The organism is Desulfatibacillum aliphaticivorans DSM 15576 (assembly GCF_000429905.1).
Taxonomy (GTDB): Bacteria; Desulfobacterota; Desulfobacteria; order Desulfobacterales; family Desulfatibacillaceae; genus Desulfatibacillum; species Desulfatibacillum aliphaticivorans.
Genome location: NZ_AUCT01000003.1, coordinates 187,566 through 213,326, shown reverse-complemented (window position 1 = coordinate 213,326; position 25,761 = coordinate 187,566). Strand labels below are relative to the sequence as shown.

The 25,761-nt window shown below is 55.7% G+C and carries 21 protein-coding genes; 6 read left to right on the top strand and 15 right to left on the bottom strand.

The window, feature by feature from the left end; translation table 11 throughout:
- Positions 1 to 19 precede the first annotated feature (19 nt).
- The 4 genes from G491_RS0105215 (at position 20) to G491_RS0105200 (ending at position 2,702) form a co-directional block, all read left to right on the top strand.
- Positions 20 to 475, top strand: a complete 456-nt coding sequence (locus G491_RS0105215; RefSeq protein WP_028313829.1) for a PaaI family thioesterase — start codon at positions 20 to 22, stop codon at positions 473 to 475.
- Positions 476 to 543: 68 nt separating this feature from the next.
- Positions 544 to 1,134, top strand: coding sequence for a Crp/Fnr family transcriptional regulator (locus tag G491_RS0105210; protein ID WP_012609321.1), 591 nt, complete (start codon positions 544 to 546; stop codon positions 1,132 to 1,134).
- Between the two features lie 138 nt (positions 1,135 to 1,272).
- On the top strand, positions 1,273 to 1,539 hold the full coding sequence (locus tag G491_RS0105205) for a UxaA family hydrolase (protein ID WP_028313828.1): 267 nt from the start codon (positions 1,273 to 1,275) through the stop codon (positions 1,537 to 1,539).
- Between the two features lie 2 nt (positions 1,540 to 1,541).
- Positions 1,542 to 2,702 carry a UxaA family hydrolase gene (locus tag G491_RS0105200; RefSeq protein ID WP_035217787.1) on the top strand — a complete coding sequence of 387 codons (1,161 nt, stop codon included), beginning with the start codon at positions 1,542 to 1,544 and terminating at the stop codon, positions 2,700 to 2,702.
- Between the two features lie 149 nt (positions 2,703 to 2,851).
- Here the strand turns inward: G491_RS0105200 and G491_RS0105195 are convergent, their stop codons facing one another.
- The 10 genes from G491_RS0105195 to G491_RS0105145 form a co-directional block, all read right to left on the bottom strand.
- On the bottom strand, positions 2,852 to 3,871 hold the full coding sequence (locus G491_RS0105195; protein WP_028313826.1) for a hypothetical protein: 1,020 nt from the start codon (positions 3,869 to 3,871) through the stop codon (positions 2,852 to 2,854).
- Between the two features lie 3 nt (positions 3,872 to 3,874).
- Positions 3,875 to 5,086 (bottom strand): MFS transporter, encoded by a 1,212-nt coding sequence (locus tag G491_RS0105190; RefSeq protein ID WP_028313825.1) that lies wholly within the window; start codon positions 5,084 to 5,086, stop codon positions 3,875 to 3,877.
- A 17-nt stretch (positions 5,087 to 5,103) separates the two neighbouring features.
- The gene (add, locus tag G491_RS0105185; RefSeq protein WP_028313824.1) at positions 5,104 to 6,081 is read right to left on the bottom strand and encodes an adenosine deaminase; all 978 of its coding nucleotides are present in this window, start codon (positions 6,079 to 6,081) and stop codon (positions 5,104 to 5,106) included.
- Positions 6,074 to 7,204: a histidinol-phosphate transaminase gene (hisC, locus tag G491_RS0105180; protein WP_012609327.1), complete on the bottom strand. Its 1,131-nt coding sequence runs from the start codon at positions 7,202 to 7,204 to the stop codon at positions 6,074 to 6,076. Before hisC ends, add begins: the two co-directional genes overlap by 8 nt.
- A gap of 10 nt (positions 7,205 to 7,214) precedes the next feature.
- Positions 7,215 to 8,510 (bottom strand): ATP-binding protein, encoded by a 1,296-nt coding sequence (locus G491_RS0105175; RefSeq protein ID WP_028313823.1) that lies wholly within the window; start codon positions 8,508 to 8,510, stop codon positions 7,215 to 7,217.
- Positions 8,511 to 8,829: 319 nt separating this feature from the next.
- A complete protein-coding gene (locus G491_RS0105165; RefSeq protein WP_012609329.1) occupies positions 8,830 to 9,684 on the bottom strand; it encodes a nitroreductase family protein in 855 nt (284 codons plus the stop codon).
- Between the two features lie 191 nt (positions 9,685 to 9,875).
- A complete protein-coding gene (locus tag G491_RS0105160) occupies positions 9,876 to 10,376 on the bottom strand; it encodes a 3-isopropylmalate dehydratase small subunit (RefSeq protein ID WP_012609330.1) in 501 nt (166 codons plus the stop codon).
- A 13-nt stretch (positions 10,377 to 10,389) separates the two neighbouring features.
- Entirely contained in the window at positions 10,390 to 11,649 is a 1,260-nt protein-coding gene (gene leuC / locus G491_RS0105155; protein ID WP_028313822.1) for a 3-isopropylmalate dehydratase large subunit, read from the bottom strand.
- Between the two features lie 13 nt (positions 11,650 to 11,662).
- Positions 11,663 to 13,459, bottom strand: a complete 1,797-nt coding sequence (gene lepA / locus G491_RS0105150) for a translation elongation factor 4 (RefSeq protein WP_028313821.1) — start codon at positions 13,457 to 13,459, stop codon at positions 11,663 to 11,665.
- Positions 13,460 to 13,989: 530 nt separating this feature from the next.
- On the bottom strand, positions 13,990 to 14,577 hold the full coding sequence (locus G491_RS0105145) for a peptidase C39 family protein (RefSeq protein WP_028313820.1): 588 nt from the start codon (positions 14,575 to 14,577) through the stop codon (positions 13,990 to 13,992).
- Positions 14,578 to 14,769: 192 nt separating this feature from the next.
- Between G491_RS0105145 and G491_RS33390 the strand changes: the two genes are divergently transcribed.
- Positions 14,770 to 15,636, top strand: coding sequence for a putative metalloprotease CJM1_0395 family protein (locus tag G491_RS33390; protein ID WP_051327047.1), 867 nt, complete (start codon positions 14,770 to 14,772; stop codon positions 15,634 to 15,636).
- Between the two features lie 179 nt (positions 15,637 to 15,815).
- Positions 15,816 to 18,785: a PAS domain S-box protein gene (locus G491_RS33385; RefSeq protein WP_051327046.1), complete on the top strand. Its 2,970-nt coding sequence runs from the start codon at positions 15,816 to 15,818 to the stop codon at positions 18,783 to 18,785.
- 8 nt (positions 18,786 to 18,793) lie between these two features.
- On the opposite strand, the gene G491_RS0105130 is transcribed toward G491_RS33385, so the two are convergent.
- From G491_RS0105130 to G491_RS0105110, 5 genes are read right to left on the bottom strand one after another with little or no spacing between them, the layout of a single operon-like run.
- Entirely contained in the window at positions 18,794 to 19,363 is a 570-nt protein-coding gene (locus G491_RS0105130) for a sulfotransferase domain-containing protein (protein WP_211239134.1), read from the bottom strand.
- Between the two features lie 37 nt (positions 19,364 to 19,400).
- Positions 19,401 to 19,586, bottom strand: a complete 186-nt coding sequence (locus tag G491_RS0105125; RefSeq protein ID WP_012609336.1) for a hypothetical protein — start codon at positions 19,584 to 19,586, stop codon at positions 19,401 to 19,403.
- 14 nt (positions 19,587 to 19,600) lie between these two features.
- Positions 19,601 to 21,547, bottom strand: coding sequence for an alkaline phosphatase family protein (locus G491_RS0105120; protein WP_028313818.1), 1,947 nt, complete (start codon positions 21,545 to 21,547; stop codon positions 19,601 to 19,603).
- Complete coding sequence (locus G491_RS29490) at positions 21,523 to 23,655, bottom strand: alkaline phosphatase family protein (RefSeq protein WP_051327045.1); 2,133 nt, start codon at positions 23,653 to 23,655, stop codon at positions 21,523 to 21,525. Before G491_RS29490 ends, G491_RS0105120 begins: the two co-directional genes overlap by 25 nt.
- A 16-nt stretch (positions 23,656 to 23,671) precedes the next feature.
- Positions 23,672 to 25,162, bottom strand: a complete 1,491-nt coding sequence (locus G491_RS0105110) for a sulfatase (RefSeq protein WP_028313817.1) — start codon at positions 25,160 to 25,162, stop codon at positions 23,672 to 23,674.
- Between the last annotated feature and the right edge of the window lie 599 nt (positions 25,163 to 25,761).

Here is a 25,761-nt window from a genome sequence, read left to right as displayed (position 1 = left end):
AACACGTTCAGGAGGATTTATGCGGAAGATCAACCCGGCTTACATCGAAGAGCTAAAACAAACCATCAACACCAGCCCGTACCCCACCCACATGTCCATGCGGCTGGAGTCCGTGGATTACGACAAGGCGGAAATGGTCCTGGATACCGGCCGCCAGCATTTGCAGCCTTTCGGCATTGTGCATGGCGGGGTGTTCGCCACGCTGATCGACACGGCCACATTCTGGGCCGGGTTTCTCCGCATTCCCGAAGATGCAGGACTGGTGAACGTGGACCTTAAGCTGAATTATCTGAAGTCCGTCACCGATCAAAAGCTCCGCGCCTTTGGTCTGGTGCTGCGGCCGGGCAGGACCGTCAGCTACGCGGAAGCCAAGGTCTATGACGAGTCCGGCGATCTGGTCGCCCATGGAACTTCGTCCTTGCTGGTTTTGCCCGGCAAGGGACTTCCGTCCAGGGCCAAGAAGTTCCTTGACTAAAGCCGGAATGTTTGGAACTAAGCGGTAATATCAATCTAAACCTCACTGAGCAAACAGGTTGCATATTTATGGCCGCTGATTTGGATGCAGTTCGCAAAGCCCTTGGGTTTGACTCTCTGGCGCCGGATTCGGAATGGGAAAAGCTCCTGGCCCTGTCCGCCCCGCTTCATGTGCCCAAAAACGGCTTTTTCATCAAGGCCGGGGAAAAGCCGCATCTTGTTGGCGCGGTGGTTTCCGGCCTTTTTCGCACCTATTGCATTACGGATAAGGGCGACGAACGCATTTTGGCGTTCCGCCATATCGGCCATTTGCTGGGAGGCTACGCCCCTTATCTGCTGGGCCGGAGCAACTGGTATTCCATCCAGGCCTTGGAAGACAGCGAGCTGCTTTGCTTTTCTTTTCAGGATCTGGAAGACTTGGCGGCCGGACATCCCTGCTGGGCTGATATCATGTCCGATTACACCAAGCGGATGTTTTTGGAAAAGGAATGCCGCGAGCGCTCCCTGCTGATGGACGATGCGGCGACCCGATACCTGGATTTCCTGGAAGCCCATCCCGGCCTGGAAGATCGCGTTTCCCAATATCACATTGCCTCTTATCTCGGCATTTCTCCGGTTTCTCTCAGCCGCATCCGCTCCTCTTTGAAAAATGTGCAATGACTTCTTATTTTCATCCGGTTGATTAACATATGTTAATGACTTCCTGTGCCTGGCGCGATAAAGTTGTTTCAGTCCTGTAACCGGAACGGCGCTTCGCCGTCCGGGCATCCATCCAATTCAAGCTCGCAGGGGGAAGTCATGAAACCTAACGCCATCATGGTCAATCCGGCCGACAACGTGGCCATCGCCCTGGAAGACATCGGCCAGGGTGAGGAAGTGCGCGTCGGGGAGAAGGTCCTGTGCCGCACGATCGCCGACATTGCTTACAGCCACAAGGTGCTGCTCAAAGATCTTTCCGAGGGGGAGGACGTCATCAAATACGGCGAAATCATCGGGCAGGCCGCCCAGGACCTCAAGCAAGGCGAGTGGGTCCATACCCATAATCTGACCCTGAAAGGAGAATAATCATGGATTCATTCATGGGATATGGACGCGAAGACGGTTCCGTGGGCGTGAGAAACTACGTGGCGGTCATTCCTTCCGTGGCCTGCGCCGCCCCGGTGGCTGCAGCCATCGCCCGGGCCGTGCCGGGAGTGGTCCCCTTGCTTCACGGCATGGGGTGCGGCAGGGGCGGCTCCGATGCTGACATGCACACCAGGACCTTTCAGAATTTGTGCAAGAATCCCAACGTGGGCGCGGTCATCATCGTCGGGCTGGGGTGCGAGGTCGTCAACGCCGAGGGCATGGCTTTGGCCGCGGCCATGGCCGGCCGGCCCCACGCCCGGTTGATGATCCAGGCGGAGGGCGGCTCCCGCAAGACCACGGCCAAAGGCATCGAGATCGCCAAGGATTTTATGACGCAGATACAGGTCCAGGAAAGAAAGCCCTTTCCCCTGGACAAACTCACTTTAGGCCTGGAATGCGGAGGCTCCGACGCCTTTTCCGGCGTCACCGCCAACCCGGCCGTGGGCAGGGCTTCGGACTGGCTGGTTGCAAAAGGCGGCAAGGTGATCCTCACCGAAACCACGGAAATGATCGGAACCAGCCACATATTGGAACGGCGGTCTGCAAATCCCGAGATCGCGGAGCAGATCAAAAACCTGATAAGTTCGGTGGAGGCCAAGACCTATGAAGTCCTGGGCCCCATAGCCAAGATGATTATATCCCCGGGAAACATGGACGGCGGCATGAGCAGCATTCGGGAGAAAGCCCTGGGCTGCATCATCAAAGGCGGGACCACGCCCATCAATCAGGTGGTGGATTACGCCGAAATTCCGACGCAGCCGGGTCTGTCCATCATGCACGGACCCGGATACGACGCCGAATCCCTCACCGGCCTGGCCGCCTCGGGCGCCCAGGTGATCGTGTTCACCACGGGCAGGGGCAACCCCATCGGCTTTCCCATCGTTCCGGTGGTCAAGGTGGCCTCCACCAGCAGAATGTTCCAATCCATGGAGGACGACATGGACCTGAACGCGGGCGCCATTCTGGAAGGCAAAAGCCTGGATCAAATGGGCGAGGACGTCGTGCAATGCATCCTGGACGCCGTCAACGGCAGGCGGACCAAGGCGGAAATCAACGAGCAGGACGGCGTCCTGTGCGTCTACAGCCAGAATACGTCCTTTTAAGGCAAGTCCAACGGTCGGGTTTGCTCCGCCTTCCTCTTTAGGAGATGCTTTTGGCCGCAAATCAAAGCTCAATCCAACCCATTTTTGCAGTATGCGCGTTGGGTTGGATTGAGCTTGTTTAGTGTAAAATATCTTTTAAAACCAATATTTTATTTAACTCCCCCTACGTTTTCCCAATCCTTGTACGCCATATCCATTATCCGCTTGGCCCGGTCGGAATAGAGCTTGACGCCTTCCCAGTTGGGCGTATGCAGGATTTTTTGCATGAGCAGGCCGTCATCATCAAACCACCGGGGCAGCAGGCCGCCCAGGAAATATCCCTGGCCCTTAAGAGCCTCAACGGCGGCGGCGCACCAGGGGTGGGATAATTTGACCCATGCCTGGCACACTTGGATTTTGTTTGCCTCTCGGATTTCCTTTTCTTTTTTTTGAAATTCTTCTGAGAAATCCGGGCCCACGGAATGGATGGCAAAGCGCGCCACCTGGGCGAAGTCATAAATGGTGGGATCAACTGATGTGGTCCCGTCCGCCGGGACGCCGGCATGGGTTTTTTCCAGGGGGCGGGCGTCGTCCATATCCTCGTAGAGAAACCGAAGTTCCTCCTCATAGCACCCGGGCAGATAGACGGTATGGGGCCTGGGTTTTACTGTTTTAAAACCAATCACGGCGCCCACCCGGCCCGCTGCGCTTTTTTCCCGATCGTAGGCCTCGGCAGGCATGAGGTCCACCTCCAGGCCTGCTTCACAGAATCCCATGTGTACACTGATTTTTTGCATAAAAACATGGTTGGCTACCGCCTCTCCCCACAGGCCCTCGATTTGCAGCTCTTTCAGGAGTTTGCGATCAGCCAACATTCCTTGCAACCGGGATGCGATGCCAGCCCCCCGGTATTGGGGCAGGACAATGCCAGACCCGCTTTCATAAAGGCGTTCAAAAGGGGAGGATCTGTAAATGGCGGTGACGCCAATTAATGCGCCGTCTTGGTCCTTTGCGACAAAAGGCAGGACTTCCTTTTTTTTGAAGGCTTCCCTGAGTTCGTTCGGGTTATAATAGAGTTTGACAGGATAGCCTTCTCCATAAACAGCCCTGAACAAGTCGCCCACTCCGGGCGCATCTTCGGGCTGGAACAGGCCGACGGTAAATGAAGTTTCCTGGGATTGTTTTTCCATGGTTTAAACCTTTCCGGCAAGCCGCAGGGCTAAGAGCCCAAATATGATTGAAACCGCTGACATAATGAAAAATAGAACGGAATATCCATAACTGGAGACAACGAGGCCGCCTAAAAACGGCCCCAGGAAATAGCCCAGGTCCACCATTTCAATCATCATGTTGGTGTTGAAGGCGCGAAGCCTGGGCTCCGACAGGTTGAATACGATGGCCATTATAACTGGCATGGCTATTCCCCATCCCAATCCCAGCAAAGCGCCGGAGGCGTAAAAGCACCACTGGCTTCTGGTTGACTGCAGCAGTAAAAACATCAGGCCCACGAAAATCAGGGCGCCCGTGCATAATCTGACCTTGTTCCAGTGGTCGAACAGGGCGGCCGAAGCCAGGCGGATGCCTATCATGCTCACTGTGGCCAGGGCGAAAAAGGGGCTGACTTTTTCCACGCCTATGGTTGGGCCGTAGCTTTTTAAAAACATGAATATAATGGCAAAACATAAATATGCCACGGCCCCAAGCGAGAGGGCGAGAATTATGTCCGCCCGCTTGAAATTGTTCATGATCTCCCTGCGTGTGGGAATGGCCTTCTCCCCATTTTCGGCGGACGAAGTCCTGGTGTGCAGTCGCTTGATCACCAAGAGCAGAGGGAAGACCAGCGCAGTGGAAGCTGCAGCCAGCATGTAAATATTCGCCTGGGTGAGGCCATGGGAAAGGCCGAATTCCACGAGTGCAGGAATGATGGCAAAGGGCAGTAAATTGACGATGGACATGATCCCAAAGGCAAGTCCGCTCTTTTGGGGGCTTATGACCCCTACGGTGGAGGAAATAACCGCCGTGACCATTACCACAAAAGAAAGGCCATGGGCCGCCCTGATGATGCCTATGATTAATGTTTCATGGCTGAGTGTATAGCCGCCCAGGCACAGAATCATGCCTGCGGCCCCCAAGCCGATCCATGGCAGGGCATTGCCCGGATGGATCAGGGGGCTGATGAAAGGACGGACTATCAGCGCCGTCAGGGAAAAGAGGCCCAAGAGAAAACCGGCCGTTCCGGCTTCCACCCCGTTGGCAATCAGGCAGGCGTAAAAATTGAAAAAAACCGCCATATTGCACAGCCCCAGAAAGAACGCCAGGATTAGCAGCACAAACGGTGCGGTAAGCAATGGCGCCTGAGCGGGCTCCTCAAGGGGATTTTCCTGCCTGCGTGATGCGTCAGTCATGAGGCGGTTCCTGTTTTCTATTGGTCATCGGTCCGTTCCTTGTCTTTTGGGTCCAGAAATCCATATTGGAAGCCATTGGCTAAAATGGCCATGAGGCTGTCTTCATCCAAACCCATGACCGTCCGGGCAATGGCGTATTCCCTGCTCAGGGTGGTGCTGAAAAAAATAGGATCATCCGAATTTAGAGTCACGGGAACTCCCATTTTCATAAGTTTGGCAAGGGGATGCTTTTCGTAGGAGGCGGCTGCCCCAAGAAGCACGTTGCTGGTGGGCGCTAATTCAAGGGCAATGTCCCTTTCCGCAAGCATCCGGCATATCCGGTTGTCCAAAGCAGCTCCCAGACCGTGCCCTATGCGCCTGGGGCGGAGGATCTCAATGGTTTGCGCCACATGGTCGGGGCCTGAAAACTCTCCTGCGTGCGCTACGGTCTCCAGGCCCATGGCCCTAGCCTCTTTGAAGCAGGAGGCGAAGGGCGTAATGCTGTCCGGAACCTCCATGCCTGCCAGATCTATGCCCAGAATATGATCGTCGGGAAACCGGCGAATGTAATCCAGCGTTTCCTCTCCGGCCTCAGCGCCGAACATGCGGGAAATGGAAAAAAGAATCTTCACCTGAACGGGATGTTGCTTCATTCCATCCTGAAGACCGGAGTACAGGCCCTGGAACATGGCTTCCGGTTTAACGCCCCGTTTGACGTGAAATCCCGGCATAAAGGAAAACTCCGTATACACAATGTTTTCTTTGGCTTGGGCTTCCACAAAGGCGCGGGCCGCCTGATAAAAATCTTCTTCATTCTCCAAAAGGCTGGTTGTGGTGAAGAAGCATAAGGCGAATTCCTCAAAATTTTTGAATGCAAATATGTCCGGTTTTATGGGGTCGCGTCCTTTATCCGCAGCCAGGCGATTCAAAAACTCAAGGGGCAGGGCGCCTTCCAGATGCACGTGCAGTTCAGCTTTGGGCAAAGCCCTGAAACGGTCCTGAATGGCATCAATCATGTCCGCTCTCCCTCAGGATGTTTTTAAGACAGTGCACGAACCTTTGCATGGCCGGCATTTCCCCCACGGACACTCGGATGAAATTGGGGAAACGGAATCCGGTCATGGTGCGGATCATGACTCCCTGGCTCATGAGCTTGCGATAAGCCAGGCTGTCGCTCATGGGAAGGCGAACCATCAGGTAGCATCCTTCTTCCCCCACGGTGAACAGGCCCAGAGAGTTCATTTCATGGTTCAAATATTCCTTGGCTTCCCGGACAAGCGCCCTTGTGTTTTCAATATGGTGTTTGGACTCCAGGGCGGCCAGGGCGGCCGCCTGCGCCAGGGCATTGACCGAATATACCACGCAGGTGCGGCGGATGATGTCCACCACCTCCGGGGATCCGGCCAGGTACCCGATTCGCAGGCTGGCTAACCCGAACATCTTGGAAAAGGTGCGGAAGGTCACCAGATTGGGATATTGCGACAACAGCTCCATGGCGTCGGGAAAGTCCGGTTTTTCAACAAATTCGCAATAGGCTTCGTCCACCACCACAATGCTTTTGTTACCCACCCGATTCAGAAAATTCAGGAGTTTGTTCCGATCCCAGTAGGTTCCCGTGGGATTGTTGGGATTGCACACAAAAAAGATTTTGGTCCGCTCGTCCGCCGCGGCCAGCATGGCTTCGTCGTTAAACCCATAGTCTTTTAACGGGACGGTCCTGGCCTCGAACCCGGAGAACTGGGCCACCCATTCGTACACGGCGAACGTTTTGTCCGCGGTGACAATGTTGTCGCCTTCCTGGCAAAAAGCCTTGATTACAAAGGCTATGACTTCGTTGGCTCCATTTCCCACCAGAAACTGGTCCGGGCCCATGCCAAAGCGTTCCGCCAGTTTTCGGCGTAGATGGTAAGCGTCCCCGCTGGGATACACGGAGGCTTTGTTGGGCGGAAAATCCAGGATGGCTTGCCGGGATTCCCCGGGAGGCCCCAGGGGATTTTCGTTGTTGTTCAAACGCAGCAGGGAGGAGCATCCGTAATACTGCATCAGAACATCGTCCGGCTTGGAAGGGACATAAGCCTCAAAGCACTTTATGTGTGGAGGGACTAAACGGTCGAAATCAGGCAGAGCGCAAGTGGTCATGGGCATGTCCTCACAGGCTGAAAAAAGCCATGTCCCCGCATCCTGCGTAGGGCAGGATGTATCGGGGAGAAAAACCAGCCTGCAAAATAGCCGGCGCAAAATCGGCCTGCCATGGACGCCCCAGGTCAATGCCGAAAAACACGTTTTTTATGCTTTCCTTGTTCGCCATTTTCAGGTGCGCTTCCACGTTGGGAAGTATGTCCTGGCCCGGAGAGACAGGGAGGAATGTGACGTTGCCTGCGTTCCTGTCAAATTCGGAAAACAGGACCGAACGGCTCTGGGGATCAAGAGCCCTGCCCGAGGGGCGCAATATTTTCCGGGGCAGGCATAGCCGCGCGTACTGCTTTTCCAGGAATTCCTCCAGGCTTTCATGAGCCCACGCATTGCACCCGGTGTCTTCCTGCATCTGCCTGAAATAGGCTGGCGCCTGAAAGGTTTCGCCGTTGCCGGCCGTCAGAGGCAGGCTTCCCACTGTTTCGAAATAGTGGATTGGAATGTCCCGGTTATGACGGCGGTTAATCAGTCCCATGACGGGCAGTTTGGCGATATCCCCGATGCAGAAATCCAGTAAAGCCTCGCACAGGGCCGGATTGCCGTCCCTGGTAAAAAGGAACGGGCCGTGGCATTCCACCATGTTGCCGCTTGAAGAAAGATCCCAGGCAATGATTCCGGCGATCTCACCGCCAGGTCCTACAGCGATGGCCGCTGTTGCGCCGCCAAAGTCGATTCTGTCCGCCAGCATCCTGGGATGCAGGAAATGCCGCGGCAGGGCGTGGGAGGGATATAATCCCACTGCCTGGGCGGCTGCATAGGCGGCCTCTTCGGAATTGGCCTTTCGGATGGAAAAGGCCGCCAGGGGGGGCAGATACGAGGCCCCTTCGCCCGTATGGCGCGGGTAGCATTTTTCTTTGATCAGCTTGAGCATGAAGCGGCCTGAATCATCCCGTTCCACTGAAAACCCGTCCATGATACGGGACGCCACCAGGAGTCCCAGGTTCGCCATGTCCTGTTCGTTGCTCGTGGATACGGAGGAAGTCATGTTGAAATATTCCAGAGGAAAGCCGGGGTCCTGGAAGATAAACTCGGTGATGACGCAATACCCTCCCGGGGTGCAGCGGATGGATAATTTTCGCCCAGGGGCGGATTTGCACAGGGACATGAAGATTTCTTCCGTGGCCATGGCCACGCGCCGAGCTTCCGCCTTTTCCAGTCCCATGGCCAGGGATGCATTTTCCGTTACTGATCGGGCTACCGGAAAAAATTCCGGAGAGGCCGCCAACTCAAGGACTACTTCCGAGGCGTTCATGAACATATCCTTCCATAAAAACAGCCGGGAATCGTTTTTAAACCAAAGCCGCAGGCCTTTTGAAAAAGGTTTTATCCTGCTTGAAAATCGCCCGGGCCATGGCCTGCTTTTAAATTCAGGTTGAAGTTTATTGAATAACGTTTGGTGAAGTCAATTAATCTGCAACAAGAGAAGTAAATATTCGTGCACTTAAACATTGCAGGATCAAGAAATATGACGCTTTCCGACCCGATTTAAGGTGCATAATGACTAAGGGCCGGAAAAGGGATTTTTTAAACCCTCGCCGGCCCAAATAGTTAATGGCGGAATAAAGCCCTTTTTATGCCATGGAATCCTTCACGCTAAAACGAACGGGAACCGGTTTGCGCTCGGGCAGACGGTGATATTTGAACTTAGGATACCCCAACATCAGGACTCCGTTCAAACGGTGGTCCTTGGGCAGGTTCATGGCCTCCAGCAGGGGAGGATAGGCCAGGGCCGCGCCCATAAACATGCCGCCCCAGAAGGTTCCAAGCCCCAGTGTGGGCGCCGCCAGCTCCACATAGGCCAGGGCCGAGGCGCAATCCGTGGGGTAGTAGCGGGAGAACGGGGACTTGCCGTGCTCGGCGTGGGCCAGTATCATATGCGGAGCGCTCCGGCAAACGACGTCAAATCCCATGTCCCAGGCGCCGATAAAAAGAGGGAGCGACATTTTCTTTCCCAGGCCCGGGTCCGCCTCCATAATGCCCCGCATCCAGTCTATGGACAGGCCGGCCAGCATCTTGACCTCTTCCTTATCTTCGATGACCGTGAAACAGACCTCCTGATCATTGTGGGCCGTGGGCGCGTAGTGGGCCATATCCACTAATTGCTTCAAAACCTCCCGGGGCGCGGATTTATCCTTATACACCCTGACCGAACGGCGGGACCTGAGGAATTGCTCCGCCTGATCCTGATTAATGACCAGATCCTTTTTGATTTCCGGGCATTGCTCAATGGGAACGTCCCGATGGGAAAGGGCGCCGGTGGGGCATACGGCCACGCAATGGCCGCAGGCCATGCAGGTTTGCTCCAGGCCAGGGCCGGGCGTGGGAACGCCTTCCTTGTCAAGCATTTGGATTCCGGCCACCGGGCATTCGGTCACGCAGATGCCGTCTCGGTTGCATTTGTCAGGGTCGATTGTAAAGATGTCCATGATGTGCTCCATGATTGTTTTCGGGATTGAAAAAGGGATTCACCCGCGGAATGCGGCTTTTTTTCCAAGTGTGTAAGAGTTTCCTGGACCGGTCGTCTATTGTCAAGGGTTTTGTTGGCTTAACCCAAAAACGCCCTGCAGCATGAGTTGCTGCGGGGCGTTTTAAGAACCGAATATATCAAGCCAATGGACTATCCGTTGGCCTTGATTTTCTGGGCGATGTGCTCCATGAGTCCGCCGCTGTCCAAAAGCTCCTGCATGAAGGGCGGGATGGGCTTGGTCTGGTAGGTTTTGCCCGTGCTTTCGTCGGTGATGACGCCGTTGTCGAAATCCACGGTCAGGACCGCGCCGTCTTCAATGGCGTCGGCTTCCGCGCATTCCAGGATGGGCAGACCGGTGTTGAAGGCGTTGCGGTAGAAGATCCGGGCGAAGCTCTTGGCGATGACGCAGGTCACGCCGGCGGCCTTGATGGAGATGGGGGCGTGCTCGCGGGAGGAGCCGCAGCCGAAATTCTTGCCCGCCACCATGATGTCGCCTTTGCCGACTTTGCCTGCAAAGGCGGGGTCCGCGTCTTCCATGCAGTGCTTGGCCAGTTCGTCGGGATCGCTGGTGGTCAGATACCGGGCGGCGATAATCAGGTCCGTATCCACGTCGTCGCCGAAGGTCCAGACTTTTCCTTTGATATTTTCCATGATGCGTCTCCTTTTAGATATCGTCCGGTCCGGCGATTTTGCCTGCAATGGCCGAAGCCGCCGCGACGGCGGGGTTGGCCAGGTAGACTTCGCTTTCCACGTGGCCCATGCGCCCCACAAAGTTGCGATTCGTGGTGGCCACGGCCCGTTCTCCGGCGGCCAGGATGCCCATGTGGCCGCCCAGGCAGGGGCCGCAGGTCGGGGGACTGATGACCGCGCCGGCCGACAGGAAAGTGTCGAACAGGCCTTCCTCCATGGCCTGCCTGTAAATCTGGGGCGTGGCCGGGATGATGATGAGGCGCACGTTTTTATCCGCTTTGTTTCCGGTGAGGATGCGGGCGGCGGAGCGCATGTCTTCAATGCGGCCGTTAGTGCAGGAGCCGATGATCACCTGATGGATGGGGACGTCTCCCACCTGGCTGATGGGCCTGGTGTTTTCCGGCAGATGGGGAAAGGCCACCTGGGGCTCCAGGTCCGTCACGTCGTATTCAATAACCTTGGCGTATTTTGCGTCGGGATCGCTGGCGTAAAAAACGGGCTTGCGGATCACCCGTCCGTCGGCGTATTCCTTGGTGGTTGCGTCCGGGGCTATGATGCCGGCCTTGCCGCCGGCTTCGATGGCCATATTGGCCATGGTCAGCCTTTCGGCCATGGGCAGGGCGTCGATGACCTCTCCGGTGAATTCCATGGCCATGTACAGGGCGCCGTCCACGCCAATGTCGCCGATGGTGTGCAGGATCAGATCCTTGCCTTCCACATGGGGCCTGAGTTTGCCTTTGTAGACGAATTTGATGCTTTCGGGAACTTTCAGCCACACCTCGCCGGTGATCATGGCGGCGGCCAGGTCCGTGCTGCCCACGCCTGTTGCAAAGGCGCCAAGGCCTCCGTAGGTGCATGTATGGCTGTCAGCGCCGATGACAAGGTCTCCGGGGCCCACAATGCCTTTTTCGGGCAAGAGGGCGTGTTCCACGCCGGAGTCGCCGCCTTCGTACCAATGGGAAAGCTCCTGCTCCCTGGCGAAATCCCGCACCATCTTCACCTGCATGGCGGAGTTGATGTCCTTGGTGGGGGTGAAATGGTCAGGCACCAGCACAACGCGGTCCTTGTCAAACACCTTGGCGGCGCCGCTTTGCCGAAACAGCTTGATGGCAATGGGGGCGGTGATGTCGTTGCCCAGGGCGATGTCCACCTTGGCGTTGATCAAGTCCCCGGGGGACGCCTCCTCCTGGCCCGCGTGAGCGGCCAGAATTTTTTCAGCAATTGTCATTCCCATGGTTGGTCTCCGTTTACTCGTCGTCAGTCTTCAAAACGGCTAAAAAGGCGGATTGGGGGATTTCCACATTCCCGATCATCTTCATGCGCTTTTTGCCCTTTTTTTGCTTCTCCAATAACTTGCGTTTACGCGAAATATCGCCGCCGTAGCATTTGGCGGTTACGTCCTTCCGGTAGGCCGAAATGGTCTTGCGGGCGATAATGGTCCCGCCGATGGCCCCCTGAATGGCGATTTTGAACATTTGCCGGGGTATTTCATCCTGCAGTTTGTCGCAGGCGTGCCTGGCCCGGTACACGGCGTTGTCCTTATGCACCAGCATGGACAGGGCGTCCACCCTGTCGCCGTTAATCAGGATATCCACCTTGACCAGGCTGCTGGGCTTGTATCCCGTGATTTCGTAGTCAAAGGACCCGTATCCCTGGGTGACGCTTTTCAGCTTGTCGTAAAAATCGTAGATGACTTCCGCCAGGGGCAGTTCAAAGGTCATTTCCATGCGGTTGGCGGTCAAATATTGATACCCCAGGTTGTTTCCGCGGCGATCCAGGCACAGCTTCATGACCGCGCCCATGTACCTGTCCGGCACGATGATGGCGGCTTTGATGTACGGCTCCTCCGAGGAGTCGATGAGGGTGGGGTCCGGGTACAGGGCCGGGTTGTCCACGATCATGGTGTCGCCGTCGCTCATGTTGATCCGGTACTGAACCGAAGGCGCGGTCAAAAGCAGGGACAGGTCGAACTCCCGCTCCAGGCGCTCCTGGACCACCTCCAGATGCAAAAGCCCCAAAAATCCGCACCGGAACCCGAATCCCAGGGCGGCCGACGAGTCCTTTTCATAGGTCAGGGACGCGTCGTTCAGCTTGAGCTTTTCCAGGGCTATTGTCAGGTCCGGGTAATCGTCCGAAGCCACGGGATAGATGGACGAAAACACCACGGGCTTGGCTTCCTTGAAGCCGGGCATGGGCTTGTCGCACGGGGCGGATTTTAAGGTGATGGTGTCGCCGCACCGGGTGTCGCTGACCGTCTTGATGCCTGCGATGATGTATCCGACCTCTCCGGCGGAAAGGGATTTTTTCGGAATTCTCTGGATCTGAAAAAACCCGGTCTCCTCCACCTTGTAAGAGGAACTGTTGTACATGAACTTGATGGTATCGCCCTTGTTCAAGGTTCCATGGAACACCCTAAAATGAACGATGGTGCCCCGGAACGGGTCGTAGTGAGAATCGAAAATCAGGGCCTTCAGGGGCGCGTTTGGGTCTCCCTTGGGGGGCGGCAGGTGGGTGACGATGGCCTCCAGCAACTCGGGAACGCCCGTGCCTTCCTTGGCGGAAACGCAAACCGTCTTGTCCGGATCCAGGCCCAGGTCTTCGTCAATCTGGCCCATGACCCGGTCGATGTCCGCCGAGGGCAGGTCGATCTTGTTGATGACCGGGATGATCTCCAGGTCATGCTCCATGGCGAGATACAGGTTGGCCAGGGTCTGGGCTTCCACGCCCTGGCTGGCGTCGATGACCAGCAGCACGCCTTCGCAGGAGGCCAGGGCCCGGCTGACTTCGTAGGTGAAATCCGCATGGCCCGGGGTGTCGATCAGGTTCAGGACGTATTCCTTGCCGTCTTTGGCTTTATAGGGCAGGCGGATGGTCTGGCTTTTGATGGTAATGCCGCGTTCCCGCTCGATGTCCATGGTGTCCAGAATCTGGTCTTTGAAGTCCCGTTCGTTCACCACGTCGGTCGCCTGGATCAGGCGGTCGGCCAGGGTGGACTTGCCGTGGTCAATATGGGCGATAATGGAAAAATTACGTATACGATCCATACTCAACTTTCCGCTTGGGCGCGGTCTCTCCGGGCGCCCGACGTAAAACATTGCAGGGCGGTTAATAAGCAGCCAAAAAGACTCCGGAAACTCCCCAGAGTTTCCGGTCTTATGGTGAACCTGAATTTATAAACTCTTTTGGCGAAACTGTCAATCTTCGGGGATTCATAAATTGTGAAAGAACGGACATGGATGGTGGAGGGCTGAGGCGGTTTCATCCTCAGTTGCTGTCATTCAAGCCATTTGTTCATTTATTGTTTAAAGGCGTAGTTCGAACCCTCTGCCGATGACGGACGGCCCAGGCAAAGCAGCACCTTGCCTGGGCGCGCTAGCACTGCAGTTAGGACCCTTTTACGGATCGAAACCAGGAATTTTCTGCAGACGAACGCCCCGTCCAATGTGTCTGGGCCGCCCGGTTAAATGGGCCGCTGCGGCGAAAATTATCGTGTAGCGGCAGGCCACTGTACCCGTCCAGGACGCGCTATGCGCGCCTTAATAACACAGCAGACAATACGCAGTAGTACCGGATTTTATGCAGAAAGCAAAATAGCGTATCCCACCATGGCCGGGAACCGGCGGTTCTGAAAGTCGGGGAGGTCAAACACATTATTGCGGCCGTAGTAGGGATCCATGACCACGATCCTGCCGTCCTTCTCTCTGGCAAGGACAAAATGCAGCACCCCATCGTCATCGATAATCAAGTAGATGACCCGGAGGCCGGGAGTTTCCATAAGCCGGTCCAGGATTTCCTGTTCATCCTGATAATGCTCCGTGGGCAGGCCATTATTTTCCGCTTCCTTGGCAGTCTCGTAATAGGTTCTGATTAGCTGCTTGTGCAGGGTTTTGCGGGGAGTTTTCCAATAGATTTTGAAATGATCCGGCGAGATGTTTTTGTGCAGAAATTTAACCTTCACCCCCTGGGAGGCGGCGTACACCGCCATCCTGGCCGGAAGGCTCCCCAAGCCAAAGGGATGCTTTACCTGCTTCCAGATTTCCATTTCCCGTTTTTCGGAAAGGCCGGGCATTCCAAGTTCATGCAGGGCGGTCATCATCACGGCGGGGCCGCAGGAGTTGAATTTGGATTGCTTCCAAAAGGCCAAAGGCGCGGGTTGCTTCATGAACAAATTCCTTTAAACAGACCGGCTGGAAAAATTACTATTGATAATAGATATCAAAGGCTTTGATTCACGTCAATCGTGTCTATGCAGACGGGACGAAAAACGCCTGATTGCGACTGCCGTTAAAGAATAGGCATTGTTTAGCCGATAGGCAACAAGGACGCCCATATCCGTCCCAACATGGAGTGAATTATGGAAATTTTTGCATCACAAGCTGCTTTGGCCTATATGGCCTATATGCCTTCGTTTCAAAATTCCGGCGCCCCTTCCAAGGAAAGCGAGGAGTCCAATCCTTATGACGTCAAGGATAAGGTGTCCATCTCCCGGGAAGCCGCAGACCTGTATCAAAACATTGCCGGCCATAATGAAATGGAAGAGTCGGAGTTCGCGGAGGAAGCCGGTGAAGCCGGGGAGGGAAGCGAGTCCGGCGAGGCACGGGATGCCGAAAAAATGGGCAAATCCGCCGAAAGCAGCGTTACCAACGAGGCGGAGTTGAGCGAAGGGGAGAAGGAAATGGTGCGTGAGCTGCAGGCGCGGGACAAAGAAGTCCGGGCTCATGAGGCCGCGCACATGGCCGCCGGCGGCGGTGTGGTCAAGTCGGGGGCGACATTTTCCTACCAGCAGGGGCCGGACGGCAAACGGTACGCCGTAGGCGGCGAGGTTCAGGTGGACACGTCACGGGAATCCGAACCCGAAGCCACCTTGCAGAAAATGCAGCAGGTCAAGAGGGCCGCCCTGGCGCCGGCCAGCCCGTCAGGCCAGGACAGGTCCGTGGCCGCCAGGGCCGCCAGAATCATGATGGAAGCGCGCGCTGAAGTTGCGGAGCAGGCCAAAGCCGAATCGGAAGCCGAAACAACGGGCGAAACCGAAGAATCCACGGAAACGGAAAATGCGGCGGAAGCAGCCCCGGCCGATAGTGAAGGACGGGTTGAGTCCGCTGAAGTCGAAACCGAGGAGCCCGTGGAACAGGCCGCGCCTCAACCCCGGCAAAGGGCTGTTTCAAGGTCCGGCGACGTCAATTTTGGGATAGATCCTGGAGATTTTCCGACATCCGGATGATAGGCTTATATCATAGCTTGCGCCGCCGGCATGACGGCGCAAAAAAATATTTTTTTAATAAATATTTCCCTTGCCCATCATAAGCTCAATTTGTTTTAATAAAAAGTTGGTCCGCCCGTTTTAGACGGAATGCTCCCCCATAAAAACGGCCAGGAGCATAAAAACGGCCAGGAGAGGCTTTGCAGGAAAATAGCGAACAAATAGTCAATAAAGTCAAATCATTGGAGATTGAAACGCTCCGGCAAAAGAGGCTTTTAACCCGCCTTGAAGGCCTTACCAATCTTAAAGAAGAGCTGATTTTTCCTTCCTCCCTGGAAGAAAAGGTGGGCCTGATCGCCCGGGAGATCGTCAATATTTTTGACGCGGATTTCGCCAGGATCTGGCTGGTTGGGCCCGGGGACAGGTGTGAAAAGGGGTGCTTCCACGCCCAGGCGCCCAAGGGCCCCCATTATTGCGCTGACAGATCCCAATGCCTTCATCTTGTTTCAAGCTCCGGCCGATATACTAATCTGAACGGCCGGCATGCCCGGGTTCCCTTTGGCGCCTATAAAATCGGCCTGATCGGGTCGGGCGCCCTGCCTGACTTTCTCACCAACGAGGTGACCACCGATCCCAGGGTCCATAATCATGAATGGGCCAAAGAACTTGGGCTGCAATCCTTTTACGGCCATCGGCTGCTATCGGACGACGGACGGGTTTCCGGGGTGCTGGCCGTGTTCAGCCGGCATGTAATCTCCCCGGAGGAGTACACTCTTTTGCGCAGCCTGGCGGTAACCGCCATCCACGCCATCAACGCCGCTTATACGGAAAGCGCGCTGAAAGAAAGCGAAGCCCGCCTGCGCAACGTTTTTGAAAATATGCAGGAGTGCTTTTACAGAACAGACCTGAAAGGCCGCATTACCTGGGTCAGTCCCTCGACGCCTAAACTGCTGGGCTATGAAATGGAAGAGGTGCTCCACAGGGATATTAAAAATCTTTTCTATTTTAATCCGGCGGACAGGGACAAGTTCCTGGCAAAGCTCAACGTGACGGGTAAGGTTACGGATGCAGAAGTAAAGCTAAAGCATAAAGACGGCTCGCCCATCTGGGTCAGCACCAACTCAGCCTATTACAAGGACGCCAAAGGCGCCGTGGCCGGGGTCGAAGGCAGTTTTCGGGACGTCAGTCAGCGAAAACGGCGGATGGAGGAGATTGCCCGTTATCAGGACCGTTTGGAGGAAATGGTCGAGGAAAGAACCCGGGCTCTTGTAGAAAGCGAGCAGAAGTATAGGGCTTTGTTTGAAAACTCGGGAAACGCCATTTTTGTACTTGCCAAAGACAGTGTGGTGGATTGCAACGCCAAAGCCGCAGAGGTTTTTGGGGTTCCGCAGGAATACCTGATCAATAAGCATCCCCTGGCGTATTCAACCCCCAGGCAGCCGGGAGGAGAGGACTCGCTTATTCTTGGTGAAAAGCTGCTGGCCAGGGCCTTTGAAGGGGAGGAATTTTTTCTTGAATGGCGATATCAACGGCCGGCCGGATCGGTTTTTGACGCTGAAATCACCCTGAGGCCGGTGAGGATAGGCGGAGCAGGGTTTATCATCGCCACGGTGTTTGATATTACGGAAAGAAAGCAGGCCGAGGCTCAGCGGTCCATGCTCATCAAAATTCTGGAATCCACCTCGGACATGGTTTCCTTTTCCACTCCTGATATGCAGATTACCTATATAAATCCGGCCGGGAGGCGCATACTCGGTCTGGACAAGGGGGATGAACTCCCTTTGGTCAAAGACGTCATGACGCCTGAGGCGTTTGATATCATTTCCCGGGAGGGCGCTCCCGCAGCCGTTGAACACGGCCACTGGAGCGGCGAAACAGCTTTGGCAATGGAGGATGGAACCGAAATTCCCGTATCCCAGGTCATTATGTCCCATAAGGACGCGGAGGGGCGGGTGGAGAATTTCTCCACCATCATTAGGGACATCTCCGGCCCCAAGAAAACAGAGGAGGAACTGGAGCGTCTCAGGGACTTCCTGAGCGCCGTTATCGACTCCATGCCTTCCGTGCTGGTCGGGCTGGATGAACAGGGAAGAATCACCCGATGGAACACCAAAACCGAGGAGCTGCTTGGCAAGACCTCGGCTCAGGTCCGGGGCAGGCTTCTTTCCGAAGTCTTTCCCCACAACCCCGATATATTGAGAATGGTGGATGAGGCCATTGAAAATGAAAAGGTTTCCGAGCGGCTTAAGGCGCCTATTCAATTTCAAGGAATTCTTCGATTCTGGGATGTTACCGTCTATCCCCTTTCGGAAAGCGCCATGAAAGGCGCCGTCATCCGGGTGGACGACGTGACCGAGCGCGTTCGTCTGGAAGAGATGATGATTCAATCGGAAAAAATGTTGTCCGTGGGAGGGCTGGCCGCGGGCATGGCGCACGAAATCAACAACCCCCTGGCCGGCATCATACAAAATGTGCAGGTTTTGGAAAAGCGCCTGGGAACGGGATTGTCCAAAAATCACAATGTGGCCGAGGAAGCCGGGACGTCCATGGACGCCATTGCCAGGTATCTGGAAAAACGGGATCTTTTACGGGTGATGCAGGCCATCAGGGAATCCGGAGGCCGGGCTGCGGCCATCGTCAACAACATGCTTGACTTCAGCCGCAAGGGGGATTCGGCCTTTCTGCCCCAGGATTTGTGCCAGGTGATGGACCAGACCATCGAATTGGCGTCCAGCGATTTTGACCTGAAAAAACGCTACGACTTCCGGCAGATAAAAATCAAAAAAGACTACCAGGACTGCATGCCCAAGATCCGGTGCGAAAAAACCAAAGTGCAGCAAGTGATTCTGAACCTGTTGCAAAACGCCGCCCAGGCAATGGCCGGACAGTGGGATGATGACAATCCTCCTGAAATCGCCATCAGGATTTTTTCCAAAGATGATAAGGCGTGCATCGAAGTTGCGGATAACGGCCCCGGCATGGATGAAAGCGTTCGCAAGAGGGTGTTCGAGCCCTTTTTCACCACCAAGGAAATTGGCGTGGGGACGGGGCTTGGCTTGTCCGTTTCCTATTTCATTGTCACGGAAAACCACAACGGGACCATGCACGTGGAATCCGCCCCGGGTAAAGGCGCCAAGTTCACCATTTGCCTGCCGGCCGAAGAAATCTAATCAAAAAATCAGGATAAACGCCGCCGGTACAGGGTAGGATCGACGGCCCGGGCCATGGCCGGCTCGTCCAGGCCTCCGCCCAGAAATTCGTTGATGATTCTCGCTCCTTCCTCGGGAGCGGCGATGAGCCCCATGTAGTTGATAGTCAGGACTTCCATATTGGATTGCCTGTTCAGCCAATCCAGGACCACGGCCAGGTGCTTTTGAAAAGCCGCCGCCATTTCAGCATCGGGGGATTCGTCCTCCAGCCCTTCGCCAAGCATGGCCGCCTGCGAGGCCAGGATTTCCCGAATATCCCTTTGCATGAAAAGCACCTTGAACTTTTCAGTGAATAAAAGGTCGTACAACAGGGGCGAAACCACTTTGACCGCCTTGCCGCGCATCTCGTGCAGCCAGGAGTTGTCGTCCTCCAGGCTCAGGGTTTTCTGCAATTCGTAATATCCCCGGGGGTTATCCCTGTCCGGCTTGCGAACGTTGTCCGTAACGGCTTCCACGCCGCCTTGCTCCAGCATTTGCATGACAAGGGAGGTGCCTGATCTGGGCAGGCCGGAAACAATGATTATTGGTTCGTTCTTCACAATGTCACCCCGGATGCTTCAATCTATCCCGCCAATCTTACTTGATGTATCCCAACCCCTTTAGACGCCGGTCTATTGCTGCGTCTTCCTCCGGCGAGGCCAGCTTGGACAACTCTTTTTCAATAACGTGGTGCACGAATTCCTCGAGGCTCGAATATCCAAGGCTTTCCGCCGCCCATTTGGCCTCGGAATAAACTAAAGGATCAATGGTTATTTTAGGCATGTTTGCGCCTCCTGTTAAGTGAATTTCAGGCTTCGCCCTTCCATGCCGGAAAGGGCGTCAAGCCCGTAAAGGGAAAGAACGGTGGGGGCAATGTCCATGACGGACGGCTCGACTCGGCTTAAAGGCCTGTTGGTGAACAAAACGCCCGGAACTTCGGAAGCGTCGCAGCAATGATCGGCCGCCCAGGCGGACGGGTTGTCCGAGAGAACCTGCGGCGCCAAGCCCCCCAGGCAGGATTCCCAGGACGTCCTGTAACCCCGGCTGTAGCCTAGGACGAGATCCGGGGCCAGGGCTGAGGCCGGGCCTTTGTAAATCCGGTCCGCACGGTGGGCCTTTTTAATGACCTGCACGCCGTTTGCGTCCCTGATTGCCTCCAGTTTTGCGGCCAGTTCTTCTACAAGACGTTTGTAGGCCCGGCCTGGCTCCACCACGCCTTCACGCTCCCTGCCTTTCAGGTTGACGTAAAGTCCGTTGATGCCAAGGCCGTAGGCCCGGACATCCTTCCAGTCCATGCCTTCCATAATGGACTCCGCCTCTCCCGAACCTAAAAATCCGTTATCCCGCAGCCACGCATTCACGTGAAACTGGCGCCGGAACCCGGCGAATCCGTGATCGCTCATGACCATGACGGCGGCGCGGGCGCCCAATCGGTCCAGAACCTTGCCCAACATGCGATCCATTTCCCGGTAGGCCCGAATCATCCGTTCATGATTTTGACCGGATTTGCGGCCTTTCCGGAAATCATGGTCCGTCCAGAACATGTGGGACATGAGGTCCAGGGTGGAAAAATAAAAAAACAACAGGCCGTCCCGGTAATGGTCCAGGGCGTAGTCCAATAGGCGCTCCCGTTCCTTTAACACCAGCCATGCCTGATCTTCGTATTCCCGGGCTGAAAAAATTCCGTTGGAAAAGGCCTTGTGATCCTCCTGAAAGCCGGAGGTGTAAAACAGACCGTTCTCCTTGGCGATATCCCGGACAAAGCCCTTGGGCTCGGAAAGGGGCAGGATGGGATCGCTGGGATCTGCATTGATGGGGCTGACATACAGCCTGAATCCCGGCGCCGCCTCCTGCAGATAAAACCGGCAAATGCCGTTCGCCTTTTTATCCGCCATGTAAAAAGGCGTTTTTAGAATGAACTCCACCCTGATCCAGGGGCTCCATTCCTTTTCCCGCAGGGAGATGTTTTGCCCCTGGATACGAATTTCCGCGCTTTTCCTGCTTGGATCGGCTTTGACCCGAAACTCCACATAAACGGGCTTCTGCTCATCGTGAGGATTGGCAGGCCCCTCCAGCCGGGCCTTGGCTTGCCCGTCGAGAAACACAATCCGGGTGCGGAGCCCGCCTCCTTCCCGGAGGATGTAGCCGGGACCGTCATGGGAGAAGTACTGGTACGTTCCATGCGTGCCCATGAGGTCGGGGACTCCCATTCCCGCCAGGCAGCGCCGGTTTCCCTTTTTCGAAGGGGAGGGGGGATAGTCCGCCGGCAGGTCGTAAAAGACTGATGGAACCCCGGCCTGATCAAGGGCCTCCCAAAAAGGAATCCCCTGGCGGCCGCAAAGGGTTTTTCCGTCTATTGTTTGCGCCGCGGAATAAAAGGGGCGGCATTGGCCGGACGGATTTCTGTGGATAAAATCGAACAGCCCATGGGCGCCCGGGCCGGCGCCGTTGATAAAGCTGGCCCAAACAACCGGGCTTTGGGGCGGATTGACCGTGGCCAGTTTGTAAAAACCGCCTTGATTGGCAAGCCGGGCGAAATGGGGAAGCAGCCCCCGGCTGAGCAGCTCGTGGGTGAAAAACGGGTCCATGCCGTCGATTCCCAGGACGACGACTTTCGGGGCTTCTTGCCGGGTTTTTCGGGCCAGGACGGGAGCGGCGCGGGTTGCGGCCGTCAAGCCCGCCAGCGTCGAAGCGGCGCCTTTAATAAAGGCTCTTCGCCCTATGCTGGTGTGGAAATCCGCCATGCAACCGAATCCTCGCTTGGTTTTCCAATTTTCAGGGCTGCTCCGTCCATGAAACCAGGGACGTTCACGCCAAACATTTTAAGCACAGTTGGCGCAATGTCGGAGATATGCGGATCCTCCTTGCTAAAGTGCTTGTTGCAGAATAACACTCCGGGAACATGCGAGGGATCCATGCAGTGGTCGCCGCTCCATGCCCGGTTGTTCTTCCGAAAAACCTTGTCTCCCACCGCGCCGGAGGCCGTCTCCCAGGAAACGCGATAGCCCCGGGCGAATCCCACTACAAGGTCCGGACTTTCATGGGCGTACGGGCCTTTAAAGATTTCTTTGGCATGATACACATTGGTAATCGGCGCGGCTTCCTTTTCGGGGTGGATGAGGCTTTTCAGCTCCCCTGCAATTTTCTCCGCTAATTTGCGGGCTTCCAAGCCCCGGTTGACCGCACCTAAAGGCTCCCGGCCTTTGATATTAAGGTAAATGCCCGCCAGTCCAAAGGCGTAGGCCTTGGTCTGGCCCCAGTCGATGGCTGAAAGGTTTTTGTTTGATTTGGGGTTTTCCAGCCGTTTCAGATATCCCTTTTGCTCAAGCCAGCAGTTTAAATCCACGGCGTGATTGAACGGAGCGAACCCATGGTCCGACACCACCATAAAAATCGACCGCCGATCCCTGCATTCCTCCAGCGCCTCGCCCACCAGTTTGTCCATGCGTACGTATACGTCCTTGATGGGATTGTCCTGATCCTGGCCGGCGGACTGCAATTGGTCCCAGAAACAATGCTGAATGCGGTCCGGACCGTCAAAAACGCATGCAATCAGGCCCTGTTTGGCGCTTTTTAAAGCGTGCAGGAACATTTTTTTCCGCTCTTCCTCCACGGACAGGCATTGATCCAAAAAGGCCGTTTCATCCAAAATTCCCGATTCCAGCGCTTGCGTGTCCTCGGGCATGCCCAGGGTGGCGTAAAGGCCTATTTTGCGAGCTAAAAAGGAAGCGTAGGCTGCAGGCTGCGAGATGGGCGCCGCAGGCCTCGCCGGATCAATATGAACGGGCGAGACGTACAAGGCGAATTCCGGCTGATCGCTTACAAGCAAAAACCGGCAAATCCCGTGAATATGCACCCCCGGAGCCGCTTTGAATCGCACTCTGGTCCAGGGGGAGAAAAGGCCTTGCTCCAAGGACAGGCGCGTCTTGCCGATTTTCAGAATGGCCTGGCCGCCGGAAAGGACTTCCACCGAAAATGAAGTTTTAAGATCCTCGCCGTCATCTTCAAAAGGGTCTGCCGGTCCTGTCAGAACTCCGTGGATCGCCCCGTCGACAAACTCCACCTTGTGGAGGTCTCCCTCTGAGTCTTCAAACCGGTTTTCGCCCGTGTAATAGTAGGAAAAGACGCCTTGCGTCCCCCGGATGTCCGGGGTATAGGCTCCGGCGAGAATGGCCCCGTTAAATTCCCCTGCAGGGAAGCTCACCGGGACGCGCAGGATCTGGCTGTATATTTTCTCGTCCCCCAGGATTTCCCAGAATGGCTTGCTTTTCCGCAACAGACGCTGGGGCGCCACGCCCCTGGGAATTTTGAACTTGCCAATGCGAATATGGGGTGCGGCCCCGCCGGCCCCGCCGGCCTTGACGGAGCTTAAAACCGGAGCGTAAGAAGCCCTGCCCCTGGCCAGAAAATCAAAGATGCCGTGTTTGCCCGGGTTCGTCCCGGTCTGAAAGGTGGACCAGGCGACCGGGGTGATTGCAGGGGCTGTCGTTTTGAGCTTTTTGAAGCATCCTGATGTGGCAAGGCGTTGGAAGTTGGGCAGCAGTCCTTGGTCCATAAAATCCTGGGCCAGCTCGGGGTCGAATCCGTCAATGCCCAGGATGACGCATTTTTGGATGGGCCTGTTTTTCAAAACCTTTCGGGTGGCCCTGTCCTTCAAAAAGATGCGAATCGGCCAGATGAGCGCTAACAGCAAAGCGGCGCCAAAACCAATGATCGCAGGCAGGTATGATCCGGCCAGGGCGATTCCGGCGCCCGGGCCTATGTAGGCCCAGGCCTGTCCGGGCGCCGCCAGGCAGCATAGGCCGGCAAACAGGATGACTTGGGAAATTATGCAGGGGTTTTGCTTCTTCAAAACAGGTATTCTCTCCTTAACTGATATAGCCCAATGAGCGTAAAGCCCTGTCCATTTCAGGGGATAATGGGACGGTTTTATACTTTCGCCCTTTGGACAGGGAGGCGCTGATCCAGGCATCCAGCCTCCTTTTTAAATCCCCGGTTATAACGGGGTGCACTTGGGCTGTATTGTTCATTTCTTTAGGGTCGGAACTCAGGTCGTGCAAACAGACCACGGGCCGGGCCTTTTCACCCGGATACATGACCAGTTTGTGGGGCGGCCTCCTGATGCAGAACACGGGCTCTCCAGGCGCAATGGCCTGCTTTAGCTCGGAAGTGCGCTCCGGGTCGCTTTGGGCCATGCAGAACATAAAGCGTTCGGCCGCGGCTTCCGGCTTTTGGACCATAGGGGCCAGAGGGACGCCTTCCATGCTTTCCGGCGGTTGCAGGCCCAGGGCGTCCAAGACTGTGGGCGTGACGTCCACGTGGTGCACGGGGGCGGCGATGCGGGTTCCTTTTTTCCAGGCGCCGGGAAATTTTATGACCAGGGGAATTCGGATTTGCTCCTCATACACCTTGCTGCCATGGTCGAACATCCAGGGGCGCTCCCCCAGGGTCTCCCCGTGGTCCGAAAGAAAGATCACCAGGCTGTCGTCGAACATTCCTTTGTCCCGGAGCGTTTGTAGAAGCCTTTCTATGTAAAGGTCCGCGTATAGAATTTCTTCATCGTACCAATCCGTATAGGTCTGAATTTCGTCCTGAGAAAAACCGCGCTTCATGCGCGCCCGCATGGCGGGATAGTCCAGGGGAAGGTCTCTTTTACGGCTCGATCCCTCCCACTCCGGCCGGATTTCCCCTCCAGGCGCGGAATAGGGAAAATGCGGGTCAAAAACATGGAAGAAAAGGAAGACTCGGCGCTCATTTTTCAGGGCGTTCAGCCATGCCGAAGCATCCAAAAAGGTTTCCCGAGCCCGGCAATGGCCGGGAGCGGGCCCCACCTGCCGGTAAACGTCAAAACCCCTGTCCAGCCCCGTGATATTGGAATGGAGGGCGATGCAGCTGACAAAGGCGCCCGCGGCGAAACCCTGTCCACGGAGTATTTCAGCCAGAGTGACAGCATCCGGGCTAAGCATGGCCCAGTTGCTTTTCACCCCGTGAGTCAGGGGATGCACGCCTGTAAGCATGGATGCATGGGAGGGCGCCGTGTTAGAGGCTGCGGCCAAGGCATTGTCAAAAATTACGGAAGATTCCGCCAGCTTGGAAACGCCGGGCGCGGTGTTGCGGCTGTACCCGTATACAGGCAAATGATCCCTGCGCAGGGTGTCCATGGAAATCAGGATGATATGCTTGGGCACGGGCGGCCCGGCGCCGGAACTCCCACAGCCCGCCCCTATGGGGATGGCGCCGGCGGCGGCCACAGCGCCCCATTTCAGGAGGTCCCTCCGGGAGACTTCTTTGGAGAAGATGTCCTCAAGTTTTGCAGAATGGCCTTTTCCGGTCGAAGCCGGGATTGCGTGATCCCCCATCACATACCCCTGATCTGTCTGCTGCTACAGCCTGCCAGCGTTTGCGGGGAGCAGAAGACGCTCCCATATCAAAACAGCAGGCGTTTTCCGCGTTGCGGCGAAACCCCGGCTGATCTGGGCTTGTCCCAAATGGATTTGACGCTCTTGGCGCACATGTGGGTATAACCCTTGCAAAAGCCGTTTGAGACAAGCCGGGGTAAAGCCGCGACAGCAGATGTTACTCATTCAAATTGTATGCAGAAAGTTTCTACATTTCTTGTAACCAAGTCCTCACCCGTGGTCAAGCCCGTTCATGGGCGCCAGGGTTCAATTTTATATTCTGAACATATCAAAATTAAAAAAGAACCACTTATGCGTCATGAAAGGGAAGGCGCAACTGTGTGGATATGGAGGCGCCGCAAGAGCCGGAAAAGGCATTTATTGGATTTGAATTGCCCGTGCGGCATCCTTGTACGGTTCTGGTATGGCGGGATCCAATGTTTTTGGGACGGAGGGCCGTATGAACGATGGATTTTCCACATATTTAAGCAAGGCGGACTGTTTTTGCACCCTTCTCCGGAGCATTCCAGGCAAATGGCCGTTGACCCTCAATGGGATTT